This is a genomic window from Pseudoalteromonas sp. T1lg75 (assembly GCF_002964705.1).
Lineage (GTDB): Bacteria > Pseudomonadota > Gammaproteobacteria > Enterobacterales > Alteromonadaceae > Pseudoalteromonas.
Genome location: NZ_PQCD01000053.1, coordinates 39510 through 52792 on the forward strand (window position 1 = coordinate 39510; position 13283 = coordinate 52792).

At 50.3% G+C, this 13283-nt stretch carries 13 protein-coding genes; 8 read left to right on the forward strand and 5 right to left on the reverse strand.

The features are described 5' to 3' along the window. Window positions 1-20: 20 nt before the first annotated feature. Window positions 21-932 (reverse strand): pirin family protein, encoded by a 912-nt coding sequence (locus C2M36_RS12810; RefSeq protein WP_105255226.1) that lies wholly within the window; start codon window positions 930-932, stop codon window positions 21-23. A 305-nt stretch (window positions 933-1237) separates the two neighbouring features. Here C2M36_RS12810 and C2M36_RS12815 point away from each other — a divergent pair, with 305 nt between their 5' ends. After that, entirely contained in the window at window positions 1238-2926 is a 1689-nt protein-coding gene (locus tag C2M36_RS12815) for an alkaline phosphatase (protein ID WP_234399174.1), read from the forward strand. 58 nt (window positions 2927-2984) lie between these two features. On the opposite strand, the gene dbpA is transcribed toward C2M36_RS12815, so the two are convergent. Further along, window positions 2985-4373 carry an ATP-dependent RNA helicase DbpA gene (dbpA, locus tag C2M36_RS12820; RefSeq protein WP_105255515.1) on the reverse strand — a complete coding sequence of 463 codons (1389 nt, stop codon included), beginning with the start codon at window positions 4371-4373 and terminating at the stop codon, window positions 2985-2987. 189 nt (window positions 4374-4562) lie between these two features. Here dbpA and C2M36_RS12825 point away from each other — a divergent pair, with 189 nt between their 5' ends. The 6 genes from C2M36_RS12825 (at window position 4563) to C2M36_RS12850 (ending at window position 9287) form a co-directional block, all read left to right on the forward strand. Continuing rightward, window positions 4563-4946: a BlaI/MecI/CopY family transcriptional regulator gene (locus C2M36_RS12825; protein WP_105190189.1), complete on the forward strand. Its 384-nt coding sequence runs from the start codon at window positions 4563-4565 to the stop codon at window positions 4944-4946. 14 nt (window positions 4947-4960) lie between these two features. Next, a complete protein-coding gene (locus C2M36_RS12830; RefSeq protein ID WP_105255227.1) occupies window positions 4961-6553 on the forward strand; it encodes a M56 family metallopeptidase in 1593 nt (530 codons plus the stop codon). Window positions 6554-6730: 177 nt separating this feature from the next. Continuing rightward, complete coding sequence (locus tag C2M36_RS12835) at window positions 6731-7342, forward strand: Crp/Fnr family transcriptional regulator (protein WP_234399175.1); 612 nt, start codon at window positions 6731-6733, stop codon at window positions 7340-7342. A gap of 85 nt (window positions 7343-7427) precedes the next feature. Continuing rightward, the gene (locus C2M36_RS12840; RefSeq protein WP_105255228.1) at window positions 7428-8054 is read left to right on the forward strand and encodes an NAD(P)H-dependent oxidoreductase; all 627 of its coding nucleotides are present in this window, start codon (window positions 7428-7430) and stop codon (window positions 8052-8054) included. Then, window positions 8051-8512 carry a DMT family transporter gene (locus C2M36_RS12845; protein WP_105255229.1) on the forward strand — a complete coding sequence of 154 codons (462 nt, stop codon included), beginning with the start codon at window positions 8051-8053 and terminating at the stop codon, window positions 8510-8512. The genes C2M36_RS12840 and C2M36_RS12845 overlap by 4 nt, the downstream gene beginning before the upstream one ends. Then, window positions 8502-9287: a GNAT family N-acetyltransferase gene (locus C2M36_RS12850; protein WP_105255230.1), complete on the forward strand. Its 786-nt coding sequence runs from the start codon at window positions 8502-8504 to the stop codon at window positions 9285-9287. Before C2M36_RS12845 ends, C2M36_RS12850 begins: the two co-directional genes overlap by 11 nt. A gap of 90 nt (window positions 9288-9377) precedes the next feature. On the opposite strand, the gene C2M36_RS12855 is transcribed toward C2M36_RS12850, so the two are convergent. From C2M36_RS12855 to C2M36_RS12865, 3 genes are all read right to left on the reverse strand, one after another. Beyond that, a complete protein-coding gene (locus C2M36_RS12855) occupies window positions 9378-11561 on the reverse strand; it encodes a S8 family serine peptidase (RefSeq protein ID WP_105255231.1) in 2184 nt (727 codons plus the stop codon). 368 nt (window positions 11562-11929) lie between these two features. Continuing rightward, the gene (locus tag C2M36_RS12860) at window positions 11930-12223 is read right to left on the reverse strand and encodes a hypothetical protein (RefSeq protein WP_105255232.1); all 294 of its coding nucleotides are present in this window, start codon (window positions 12221-12223) and stop codon (window positions 11930-11932) included. An 18-nt stretch (window positions 12224-12241) separates the two neighbouring features. Beyond that, window positions 12242-12652, reverse strand: coding sequence for a hypothetical protein (locus C2M36_RS12865; RefSeq protein ID WP_105255233.1), 411 nt, complete (start codon window positions 12650-12652; stop codon window positions 12242-12244). A gap of 150 nt (window positions 12653-12802) precedes the next feature. On the opposite strand from C2M36_RS12865, the gene C2M36_RS12870 reads away from it, so the two are divergent. Next, window positions 12803-13276 carry a VOC family protein gene (locus C2M36_RS12870; protein WP_105255234.1) on the forward strand — a complete coding sequence of 158 codons (474 nt, stop codon included), beginning with the start codon at window positions 12803-12805 and terminating at the stop codon, window positions 13274-13276. The last annotated feature ends 7 nt before the right edge of the window (window positions 13277-13283 follow it).

Here is a 13283-nt window from a genome sequence, read left to right on the forward strand (position 1 = left end):
CAAAGCTGCAGGTCTGCTTGTTAAGGCAAAGGGATAAACTCTTCCTCATCGCCGGGCACCTTGGGAAACAGACCACTACGCCATTTTTCTCTCGCCTGCTCAATATGGGCCTGGCTGCTTGAGACAAAGTTCCAATCGATGATCCGGGGCCCGAGGTGAGCGCCGCCAATTAAGACGACGCGGGAGTACTCATGGGCGCTGACACTGAGCGCTTGCGCGCAGTCGAACACAGCCATGCTTTGAGCGGGCACTGAGGTGCCGCCGCAGTGAATATGGCCACGCACTACATACAAGCCCAATTCCTCGCAGCTGGGGAGTTGCAGCGTTTGTCCGGGCGCTAGTTCAGCTTCGAGGTAGAGGGTATCGGAAAAGGTTTTTACCGGCGAGCCCTGGCCATAGGCGCTGCCCATCATCACCCGTACCGGTACGCCTTGAACCCTGGTAATAGGCAAAGAGGAGGCGGGGTAATGATAAAAAGCCGGGTCCATGTGTTCGCACTCCTGTGGCAGCACCAGCCAGAGTTGAAGGCCTTCTACACTGTGCGTGTCGGCGCGCTCCTGCTCACTTTGCCTTTCCGAATGCACCACGCCCTTACCGGCCACCATGAGATTGATATCGCCCGGACGAATGGGCTGTACACTGCCTAGGGAATCGCGATGTAGCAGTTCGCCGTCAAACATATAGGTGACGGTGGCGATACCAATATGAGGGTGAGGACGCACATTGACGCCCGCTCCTGGGGCGAAGGTCGCGGGACCGAGGTGGTCGAAATATATCCAGGGTCCTATGGTCGTTACTTCTGTCGTGGGCAGGGAGCGCAGCACCGAAAAACCACCCATGTCTTTATAGCGAGGTGTTAACAGCGCTCGGATCGGCGAACGTGCGGCGATCGGTTTACTCTGCTGCGCTTCTGCATTACTGACTCGACTCATGCCTTGCTCCTTGAAATTGACCTCGGTAAATCAACTAAATCGCTAAGCTGCTTTTCAAGTTTAGCCTCCCTTGGGCAAATAGATAAAAAAAGTCCGGACAAAGGGGGCTTGGCTGAGATAGTGGGGAGTAAGGGGTGTGCTTTTTATTTATTTTATCCCCAATATGGGACTTCTTATTATTTAAATATAAAAATGAATGTACCAGTAATTTAAACTTTTACAAAAGCTTCATTTATTTTTAACAAATTGCGTTCAATATCGCCGCCCTGTACCACTATCAAAAATAGTTTTATCAGGGAACAAAAATGAAAATAAATAAAACCATGCTGGCGGCAGCCATTTCTTCGGCACTGCTGATGGGTTGTGACTCGGACACAAAAACAGTTGAAGTTGAGCGTGTCGTTGAAGTTGAAAAAATCGTCGAAGTACCGGTTGAACAGGAAGAAGTTACCTCGGTTAAAAACGTCATTTTAATGATTGGCGACGGCATGGGCCCACAACAGATAGGCCTGCTTGAGGAATATGCGCGTCGGGCGCCAAACAGCGTATTGGCGAGCACGACTACGGGCATGCAGAAGTTTGCCGACGGCGGTCGTGTTGGTTTGTCGCTTAATGCCCCGGGCGGTAAAAACGGTTCTTTGGTAACCGACTCGGCGTGCTCGGCGACTCAGTTGGCAACCGGCATGTCGGCGGCTTCTGAAGTGATTGGTTTGGATGACCAGGGTAATGTGGTCGAGACCATTTTGGAAAAAGCCAAAGCGGCGGGTAAGGCTACGGGTCTGGTGACCGATACCCGTATTACCCACGCAACGCCGGCGGCTTTTGCGGCGCATCAACCGCATCGCTCGTTTGAGAATGAAATTGCCGAAGATCTGTTGATGAACCAGGTCGATGTTTTATTAGGTGGTGGTGCTCGTCACTGGTTACCGCAAGATACCGCCGATCGCAAAGATGCTTTGGCCCAAGAGCTAGGCGGTAACACCAGCGTGATTAAAAAGTCCAAGCGTAGCGATGATCGTAACCTGATCGCAGAAGCACGCGACGCGGGCTATACCTTGGCCTTCGATAAGGATCAGCTGAGCGCGGCAGAGGGCGCTAAGCTACTGGGTCTATTCGACGACTCGGCGATGAACGACGGCATCGAATACACGGCTTGTAAAAACGATGAAAGCCAGTGTAACCATGAACCTTCACTACGTGAGATGACGCTAAAAGCCTTGGATATCCTGTCTCAAGATGAGGATGGTTTCTTCTTGATGATCGAAGGCGGCCAAATCGACTGGGCGGCGCACGTTAATGACACCGGCTGGTTACTACACGAGCTATTGAAGTTTGATGAAGCGGTTGATGCCGTGTACGAGTGGGTAAGCGAGCGCAATGATACCCTGGTGGTGATCACCGCGGACCACGAAACCGGTGGTTTTGGTTTTAGCTACTCGGCTCATAATATTCCTGAAGCGACCACCTTGCCGGGCGACGGCATGAAAGGGGAAGACTATAAGCCAAACTATAACTTTGGTTCGCTGTCTACCCTGGACAAGATCTACGCCCAAAAAGCGTCTTTCTATGCGATTTACGACAAGGTGAATGCTGATTGGGATTTTGGCGCTTCAACGCCCGAGCAATGGCAAACTGCGGTAAACGCGACCCTGCACCCGGATTTCCATATCGATTATGCTGATGCCCAAGCGATTGCCGCGGTTAAGCCTAACGAAAATTATTATGCGGATCACAAGTACCTAAGTGCGACTCAGGTACCGGCTATCAACGACTTCAGCGACTTCTATGTGTATGCCTATGAAGACCAAGGAGCTTTGATCGCTCGTGCGATTAGCTCGGAGCAAAGCGTGACCTGGGGTAACGGTACCCACACCGCGACGCCAGTTGCCGTGTATGCGTTTGGCCCGGATGGCGTGACCAAGCCATTCTCAAGCATGCTGCATCATACCGAAATCGGTCAGTTAATGGCCAAGGCCTTACTGGACAACAACTAAGAGAATAGGTGCCAGGGCGTTGTGCTTTGGCACCTTAACTACATATTTCTTAAAGGGCTTAGCGGTTTAGCTTACGGGCGCGGAAATTGCGGCCCTTCATTTTACCCTCACTGATGGTTTTCAGCGCCGCATTGGCGATTTTACGCTGCACGGCGACATATGAGCTGATGGCAGTGACCTTGATTTTCCCAATTTGATCCCCGGTAATGGCCTGATTAGAGGTCAGGGCGCCAAGAATATCCCCCGGGCGCAGCTTGGACTTTTTGCCGCCATCGATTTGTATAGTGACCATGGGCGCACGCTTAATCGCATTGCTAAAGACGTTGTCATTGGGCAGATCGGTGGGCTCCAAGGTTTGCTCCAGATAATCTTCTAAGGCATTGACCTTGTGCGACTCTTTATAGCTCATTAAGGAGCAGGCGATGCCTTTTTTACCGGCGCGGCCGGTACGGCCGATGCGGTGTACATGGACTTCGGGGTCGTGGGCAATATGGTAATTGATCACCATATCCACATGGTCCACATCGATACCTCGGGCAGCGACATCCGTGGCCACAAGGATACTCAGGCTGTGATTGGCAAAGCGTACCAGGGTGCGGTCGCGGTCTTTTTGTTCAAGGTCACCGTGTAAGGCGGCGGCGTCAAAGCCCATATTCTGAAGTTGATCGCACACCTGCTGACACTCGGCCTTGGTGTTGCAAAAAATCACCGCCGACTCGGGCTGGAAATGCAACAGCAGTTTTTGCACCGCTTCCAGGCGCATGTCGTTGTTGTCCACCTCATAGAAATACTGTTCTATGCTGCTGTCGTCATGGGTCGACTCTACCGTGACCTTTTGTGGGTTGTGCATTACATGCTTGGCCAGCTGCTCAATCTTAGGCGGATAGGTGGCGCTAAAGAGCAGGTTTTGTCGCTCTGCCGGGCAGTGATCGATAATGTATTGCAGCGGCTCTTCAAAGCCCATTTCCAACATGCGATCCGCTTCATCAAGCACAAAGGTGTTGACCTCATCCAGGGATAAGCGGCCCTTACGCAGATGCTCTTCAATGCGTCCCGGGGTGCCGACAATAATATGAGCGCCGTGCTCAAGGGAGCCTATTTGCGGCCCCATGGGCGCACCGCCGCACAGAGCCAACACCTTGATATTGTGAATGGCACGAGCCAGTTTGCGAATTTCCACCGCCACCTGATCGGCCAGCTCTCGGGTCGGGCACACCACCAAGGCCTGGACACGGAAGCGTTTTACATTGAGGTTATGTAACAGCCCCAAAGAGAAGGCGGCCGTCTTGCCTGAGCCGGTTTTACCCTGACCAATCACATCCTTGCCCGCCAAAATGAGCGGCAAGGTTTGCGCTTGGATTTCTGTCATATGGTAATAACCCAAAGACTCTAGGTTATCGAGCAAAGAGCGAGAAAGCGGGGTGCTGGAAAAGGCAGGTAAGGTCACGGTGGCAATCATCTTTTAAAAGGAAAAGGGGATTATAACATGCTCAACCTCGTGCAGGCAGAATAAAGAAGCAGTTCACAACCTACCTAAACGTTTCATGCTGAGGGTTCAATTAAATCTTGACTTTAAAAAATCCAATTACTACATTTGTGGTAGTTGATAACTACAAGTGTAGTAGTGAGGAATCAAATGAAACTCAGTGATTTTGAAATGGATGTGATGCAGCTTTTTTGGCAACACGAGCCATGTACAGCGAGCCAAATCCATCAGTTGCTTAGCGAAGCAAAAAAGAATAACAAGCAAGTGGCCTATAACACAGTGAAAACAATTGTCGATCGGCTTGAAAAGAAAGGCGCGGTGGAGCGTTGTGGTCAGCAAGGCAGGGCGATTGTTTATCAGTCTATTGTGACGCAAAGCGCTCTGTCAGAAGAAGCCGTCCCCACCTTTATGCAGCGCTTTTTTAAGGGAAGCTCCCGTAATCTCATTGCTCACTTTATTAAAGAAGAGCGTCTTAATGATGAGGATATTGCCTATTTACAAAACCTGTTAAATAGCAAAAAGAAAGACATGTAAAAAAGGAGGGTGATATGACGGACTATTTCCTAACCAGCTTATTTATTTCACTGTGCGCACTGGTCGCATTAAAGGGGCTACAAAGTGCTCCGGCACGACTGAGCTTCTATGTATCGGTGTTGGCACTGTCCAGCTGGCTTGTGCCCTGGCAGCATATGCCCGAAGTTTCTAAATATCAGCAAGACCCAGAGCTGACTTTTAACGTTGCACATTTTTGGCAGACGGCTCACTCGCAAGGCGAACAACAAGATGCTTTAGTTACTCAAGTTCAGGCACCAGTGTCGTTAGTTGATGGCTATGCATTTGATGTCTCTCATCTGGTATTTCTGGCGTTGTTAATTGGTGTCGCCTTGTTTATCTGGCGCATAGGGCAGTACTTCTTGTTTATCAAGCGACTTTATCGCCACTCCACACCCTGTAACCGGTATGAGCACAGTAGTGGGGGTTACCCTGTTCGGGTTGCAAAGTTGGGGGCTCCGGCCTTCGCCAGTGGGGTGACACGGCCCACTATCTGGCTGGATCGGGCACTGCTTGATGCCAAAGAAGTTCATTCGATTATTCAACATGAGGCAACCCATTTACGCCAGGGGGATGTGTATTGGAGCTGGGCTATTTGCTTGTTGGAAAGCCTATTTTGGTGGAATCCCCTGTGCTTATTTTTAGCTAAAAAATCAAAGCAACAGCTGGAACTCAGCTGCGATGAAAAGTGCGCAGCGAGCTTTCGGGAACAATATCAACTGGATCTTGCTAGTGTACTTTTATCGCAGCACCAAGCGAAAAACGGACATAGGCAATTTATGACCCCGTTGTTAAGTATCGCTCAACAACAGAGCTTTAACGTGCAACGGATTAAAATGTTAGACAAGGAGAAAACTATGAACAAAAAGCATGTCATTGCACTAGTTATGTCACTCGCCTTTATTGCCGTTGCGGCGGCGCAAATTGTGGATAAAGATAAGCCGCAGCAGGTACAAGCACAGCAAACAGCCATTAGTTATGAAGAGCAAATGGCTGCGTTGCTCGATGGCGCAGCCGAAGCTAAAAGCAAAGATGTAGAAAAGCTCAATAAAGTGTTTGCTAACATCCTACATTGGCACGCCAATAGAGCCGTACTCAACGAACAGGACGAAAGCAAAATTAAGTTACTGAGCTTTACCCTGCTGAGTCATGTTGGTCACAAACTTGCTCGTTATGAAGATGTCATGCTTGCCTTCGCAGACTGGTATCCCGATGGGGACTCGGCGCCATATTTTTTGAAAAATGTAACGGCCTTGACGCACTTGCAGCTGCAGCAGCCTAATTTAGCAATCAATGAGTTAAACAAACTAAAGGCGCAGCTAAAAGACCAGACTAAACCTGGAACCCTGATGAATCTGGCCCGTTCGTACATAGAGGTGGAGGACTTTGACAATGCGCTAGCCATCCTTGAGCAGTTACCAGAAGACAACAATTACACAGCCGTTTTGAAGTACTATGTTTACTTCCATCAAGGTGATAGTGAAAACATGGAGCGGATTAAAGCGCAGCTACCTACAGAAGTGGCCAGTTTACCGCCTAGCCTCCCCGATTTTGGTATTCCCATGTCGCCATTATTAGCCAAGTTATAAAGTACTTAAAAAGCCCCAAAATTGGGGCTTTTTTTATCATTGCTTTGTTGGTTAACAAGATAAAACGTTGCGCTACTGTTTTGCTTATCAATCCGACTATAATGACTGGCAGTGCAGGTATTCGTACCAATGACGAAAATAAGTCCAGTAAGGCGGTTAGTTACATTGGAGGTAATAGTGAGTGAGCAGCAGGCCGCGTTCGACTCTTTACGAGCGCAAATGACAGGATATGCTCCCATCAGTGAGCAGACCTGGCAGCAATTTAAGCCCCTGTGCACCTTGGTTCACGCGGATAAGCACCAGCTGATTTATCCATGTGGGGTGGTGCCACGGTCCTTCTCTTATCTTTATCAAGGTTTGGTACGCTGTTTTGTCACCGATGAAAAAGGGACCGAATACAATAAGATGTTCTTTGACGAGGGCAAGTTTCCCGGCTCTATGACGGCGCTGTTAACCCAGCAAGCATCAAGTTTGGCCTTTGAGGCGCTGGAGCAAAGCACGTTGATCGCTATCGATTTTAAGGGCTATCGCCGGCTCATGCAGAGCAATCCAGAACTTATGCTCTATCAAATACACTATCTCGAAAAGAATTGGTTGTTGGCAAAAGATCAGCGAGAAATCGAGATAGTGCAAGACGACGCCACCACTCGATATCTGCATTTTAGCAAGCAATTTCCTGCCTTAGCCGAGCGCTTACCGCAATACCATATCGCTTCGCATTTAGGGATAACGCCCACCCAGTTAAGTCGGGTAAGAAAAAATTTATCCCTTATCAACCTATGTAAATGAACCTCGCATAGCGCCTCGATACACTGCCTCTTATCCGCTGGAGCGAACCCGTTCCAGCTATGGTTTGATTGACACAGAGGTAAGTATGGAATTTTTATCCGCACTAGAGTGGCGTTACGCCGTAAAACAATTCTCCCAGCAAATGGTACCGGAAGACCAATTGCAAACCCTGTTACAGGCCGCCACCTTAAGCCCGTCGGCGTATGGATTACAGCCTTATAGGTTAATTCTGGTACGTTCAACATACTTGCGCGAGCAACTGGTGCCTCATTCCTACGGCCAGGATAAGGTGGCTAATAGTTCGCATTTACTTGTTTTTGCGGCGCAGACAAATATTGGTGATGAGACGGTGAACCGCTATATAGCCCGCCACAGCGAAGTCACGGGCACCCCCATTGCCGATTTACAACGTTACGGTGATCATATGAAGTCTGCGCTGGCCAGTAAAACACCGGCACAGCGGCAGGAATGGGCGCATCAGCAAGCTTATATTGCGCTTGGCAACTTGCTTACCTGTGCGGCACAGATGCGCATAGATACCTGCCCGATGAGCGGGATTGACGCGCAGCAGTATGACCGCATTCTTGGGTTAACAAAGCGCGGTTTAACCACGACCATGATCTGCCCCATAGGCTATCGACATCAAGAAGACAGTCAAGGTCAGGCTGCGAAGGTGCGCTTCGACTATGCCGAGATGGTAGACAGCATATGATGGCCTTAATGCTTTGTATGCTGGCCATTGCCGCCGGCGCCGCCATTGCCATACAAGCGGCCATGAATGCGCAATTGGGGGTGTTGCTCAACAGCGCAATGTTCGCCACTGGGGTGGCGTTTTTGACCAGCTTTACTCTTGTCACCGCGGTGCTGGTATTCACCAGTAAAAGCTACCCGAGTGTTGGTGTCATCACCAATGTGCCCTGGTATTTGTGGCTCGCCGGCGTGTTCAGTGCGTTTGGCGTCAGTTGTTTTTATTATCTGATCCCAAAAATGGGCCTAGGAAGCATGATGTCGTTTGCCTTGTCGGGGCAAATTGTGGTGGCCATGCTTGCCAGTCACCTGGGTTGGTTTAACTTGCCCGTTAAGGCTCTGGATGGCAGCAGGTTATTGGGAACGGCGTTATTGATTGGTGGTGTTATCTTAGTGAATTGGGAGTCGAGAAGTGGATATTAATCAAGCCAATATAGCGAACTTAACAAGCCTTTGGGAGCGCTATGGTGCGGCGCCCTTGGCTGATGAGAGCACATGGCCATTTAAGGTCAATCATGTGTGGCCTCATCGCTGCTGGCACCCAGAGCCCGGTTCGCTGACCAGCATGGCGCCGCTAGCTGAGGCTCGAGCTGGGGTGATGTTTCCACTTTGGCCGGATTTGCACGGGGTGTCATTGCAGTTCCCCAAGGAGCGTGAGTTAGCGCTTAAACACGCCGGTTGGGATTGCGTCTTAGTACAAACGGCCATGTATTTGCCCTTGTCCGTAAGTGATTATCCACCCACGTCGGACAATGCGGTCACGAGCGCAGAGTTGGTGGTAAGAAACATTACTAGGGTCGAGGAGGTTTCTTCCTGGATAGAGGTGGTGAATGAGGCTTTTGGTTATCGTGTGGATGCCCGGGCCATTGGGCCTTTACTCGAATGTGAGCAAGCACAATTATATGTTGGTTTATGGGCGGGAGAGGTTGTTGCCAGCGCGCTTTTGTATTACACCGGGGAGGTGGTCGGCCTTCATCAGGTCGCGTTAAAACAAACACATCAAGGACAAGGGCTTGCCAAAAGCATGATGCAGGATTTGCTCAGGCTTGCGGTGGCCTCGGGGGCGCAGTATATGGTCTTGCAGGCATCGGCGGCCGGTAGACCTTTGTATGAAAACCTTGGCTTTATAACCCAGTTTGAGATCCGCAGTTATAGCAACCGCGCTTCACAATTAAAATCTGTTACTGCTTGTCATTAAAGCCCTTACCGGTCAATAGTGCTATAACAAAAATGCCGGTCTATATAGACCGGCATGGGTGTTGCAATGTATCGGTAGTTTAACTAAGGCTTAGAAAACTACGGTTACAGTTGCAGAGCAGTTAGTCGTGCCTGCTTCACAGATTGAGTAGTTGTATACACCGCCGCCTTTTTGGTTGATAGCGTCAGTGTAAGCACCGTCATTGTTGGTGGTGGTGATAGCCGCGCCGTTGCGATAGATATCAACATTGCTGCTGTTTGCACCGCTCCAGCTTAGGTCTACGCGTTGACGACCTTTTACCTTGTAACCAAACGCATTTAGGTCGATAGAGCCGCCCGTAGCACCGCTGCTTACATTCACGGTTTGTGAGCTGGTGTCGGTTTGACCGGCGCTGTCGGTTACCGTTAGCGTCACAGTGTATGAACCGTCTGCCGCATAGCTGTGGCTAGGGTTTTGCGCCGAGCTGCTAGCGCCGTCGCCGAAGTTCCAGCTGTAACCGGTTACGCCGTTGTCATCCGAGCTGCCGTCGGTGAAGCTACAAGCCAGGGCATCACATGAGAAGCTGAAATCCGCTACCGGTGCATTGTCAGATGAACCGCCGCCACAGCTAGTACCCGCTAGGTAATCGATGGCCGCTTGTGCTTTAACCAGACCGTAACCGGTTTTCACGTCACGACCGGCAGCACCTAAATCTTCAGCAGTAACTGCCAGGGCGTTACGCACTTCCGCTGCCGAACAGGCGGTATGATATGACCACACCAGGGCTGCAACCGCACTCACGTGAGGGGTCGCCATTGATGTACCATTGTAGTAATCCCAGTCCTGGCCATCTACTTTAGATAGGCTCGCCGTTTGACCCGCTTTTGCAGCTAGCTCAAGGCCGGTTGCACGGTCAATTGAGGCCGTTGGAATGCCTTGAATTTTGCCATTGAAGTCAACCATAAATGGCGCTTGTAGGCCCGGGCGAGCAGCATTACTGTAAACGATAATACCTTCGGCACCGGCGTCGGCACAGGCATTGGCGCCACGGTATTCAGGGTATGAATTTTCCGTTGAGGTCGAGCTGTCACCTTGGTTTTCACCACGTTCAACAAGACAGATTTTACCCGTCATGTCGCCACACGAGTATGAAGTACCCGTTGTAGTACATACGCCTAGCGCGCCGCTGGCTGAGCCATTGTTGCCCGCAGGGTCAAATGACAGGCTGCTGTTGTAGAACAGGTGTGGTACCACGCCATTAGCGAAGTAGTCGGTACCGCCAACACTTAGTTGTGCTAGCTGACCGTCGCCTAGACCTACGCTTGACAGTACGGCTTCACCTGGACCGGCAAGTTCAACCTGGTTGGTGCGCTGTGAGAAGTTAGCGTGCATATTGCCAGAATCAACGGCCGCTACCGATACCACGTCATCATATGAAGCCGGGTAAGAGTGAGCGGTATTACCGTCGTTACCTGCCGCGGCGATGCTTAGTACACCTTGGCTGTAGTAGTTGGCAAAAGCATTGCCTTCGGTGCGGCTGCTGCCACCACCACCTAGACTCATGCTGATAACGTTGGCGCCCGCTGCCACACAGTCATCAACTGCTGATACCAAGCTTGAAGAGTAGCCCCAGCCAGACTCGTTAAATACTTTAATGATATGCAGGTTTACATTGCCGTTTGGCATTACACCCACAACACCCGAACCGTTAGTGATACCGGCTACGGTACCGGCAACGTGAGTACCGTGTGAACCGCCTGGCGTTGACCATTGGCCGGTACCTGAGTCGTTGGTGCCTGATACCAGGTTCGCATCTAGATCCGAGTGACGGATGTCATAGCCTGAGTCGATAATACATACGGTGCGGTTGCCGGCTAGCTCATCGGAAACGATATCCGCTTGCACGCGGCTGATACCCCATGGCTCAACCTCTGTGGTGTTTAGGTTGGTGGCAAGTAGGTGACGTTTAACGTCGGCTTCTACAAATTCAACATTTGGGTTGTTACGCAGGCCCTTAAGAGCCGCCGCTGGTACTTCCATGGCGAAGGCATCGTGCTTGGCCAGATCAACTTTAATCTCACCGCCTAGCTTTTTCGCCAGCGATTTTACTTCGGCAGACTTACCGCGAGTAAATTTTACGATTACGCGCTCTTTGCTCGCTCCGTTCGTTTTTACTTGTTCAGCTTTATCCTTGCTGCCTAAATTCGGTTGTAAAGAGTTTGCTAGTGCTGCTTCTGAGCCAAGGCCTAGAGCCAATAGGGTGGCCGTAGCAACGAGAGAGAATTTAGACTTCATAGTGAATACCTTAATTTAATTATTGTGTTGTCATTGTGCCTTGGTGACACAAGGGTATTTGACGTTGACGCGGTTGCCGCCAGTTGTAATTCGGTTACCGCGTTAGGCCCGATTATGAAAACACAGTTGTTAAATAAATGCTACGGCTTTTTGTAATTGTTTTGGGTAAATTGTGGTTGGTCATGAAAAAACCATTTAAATTCAAATTCTTGAGGTTGTTGTTTTTGTGGCTAAGGTTTTGGTTTATTTTAACAAATGTGCATTATTTTTGCGTTTTTAGATTATTTTTGCATTTTGCGGGATGGTGATTGAGAGCGGGGCGGGTTAAAACCCGGCATTGAAAATGGTCTCAGAATGGCTCGTTTGGGCTACCGGGTTTTGCCTTCGATAGGCTGTGGCGGTGGCAGGGTATCGCCGGGTAAGGAGTCTAGGTGGCGCTTGAAAAAGGCTCGGATCTGCTCGGGAGTGTCCATCTCTCCAGCACGGTAGCGCAGGGGAAGCTCATCAAGTAACGGAATATGCAGGTTTTCATCGAATTCGTAGAGGGCGTGCAAGCGACTCACAACCAAAGCCAGGGCACCGATGCAATCATCACAGAGCAAGGCGACATCCGCCTCGTTGATCACGCTACGCAGATAATGCTGCAGTTCCCGTTCATCCATAATTGAGCCTTTAAGTCGTTACCTTAATGCCTTAACGATTTCCGCCTGATATTGCGTTTTGTCGAAGGTGAATACATCAAATTCACGGTAATCCCAATGCTGTGTGCTTTGGGCGTCGCGATAGGGGTTATGCCAATGCTTCCAGCACACATAGTCGTCGGTGCAATACACTTGGGTAAGTAAGTACCAACATTCCCACTGTCCGCAATCACAGGCCAGTGGCATCAGGGTTGCCTTGTTTTCCAACATGCGCTTGCTGATATCGTCAAGGCTCAGTGCCGCTCTATAGGCGCCGCCTATATGGGGATCAAAGCGCTGTTCGAATTGCGTTACCAGCTCCAGCAAGGGTGTGCCGTCTATCAGCACCTCAAATACCTCCCCCAGGCTTGAGTAGTCGCCACAAGCGCGTAGTCTCAGGGTATTGATCATTATCTGGCGTCCATCACCTTATCAATATTATCCGATACTAGCTTGAAAACGCCGCGAAATATACCTGGTTGCCGGGCACTGATAAGGTACTTGCTTGCTGTCTGTCGACTAAGCTTAAACTGAGTGTAATTACCACAGCGAGTCTAATTTATGACGGTTTCAGCCATTCCTCCCGGTTACCATGCGATCACCCCTTATTTGATCATTGACGGCGCGGTTCGCGCTATCAGCTATTATCAACAGGCCTTTGGCGCCGAATTGGTCATGCAAATGCCCATGCCCGATGGCGGCATTGCCCATGCAGAGCTGAAAATCGGCGACTCCCACATTATGTTAGCGGACATGTGCCCGCAGGCGCATTTTCAAAGTCCGCAGGCCCTAGGAGGCACACCCGTGAGCCTGATGCTGTATGTGGAGGATGTGGATGCGGTATTCGCGAAGGCCCTGGCTACAGGAGCTAAGGAAGTGAGACCTGTTCACGACCAATTTTATGGCGCTCGTGCCGGCACCTTGGAAGACCCTTTTGGTCATGTGTGGACCATAGGCACCCATAAGGAAGACTTAAGCGAGCAGGAGCTAATGCAGCGAATGGCCGATTTTATGAGCAAGCAAGAAGATGCTTAGGTTGCGG